Origin of the sequence: Acinetobacter calcoaceticus, from assembly GCF_051947995.1 — a bacterium.
Taxonomy (GTDB): Bacteria; Pseudomonadota; Gammaproteobacteria; order Pseudomonadales; family Moraxellaceae; genus Acinetobacter.
Genome location: NZ_JBLVVH010000069.1, coordinates 1 through 219, shown reverse-complemented (window position 1 = coordinate 219; position 219 = coordinate 1). Strand labels below are relative to the sequence as shown.

The 219-nt window shown below is 48.4% G+C and carries 1 pseudogene; it reads left to right on the top strand.

Annotated elements, in window-relative coordinates:
* A pseudogene (locus ACNQO6_RS18585) lies at window positions 1-219 on the top strand (histidine--tRNA ligase); the annotation flags it as partial.

Here is a 219-nt window from a genome sequence, read left to right as displayed (position 1 = left end):
AACCTTTGGTGTGGCAACTCGCGATATCGATGCCGTGTTGATTTAACTGACAGCACGTTTCTGGAAGCGTATGGGCGTTGCGGACAAGGTTCACCTTGAGTTGAATACACTCGGGGAAACCGACGAACGTGCAGATTACCGTGGCGCATTGGTTGAGGTTTTAAATCCGCACAAAGATGATCTGGATCAAGATTCGCAACGTCGTATAACAACCAACCA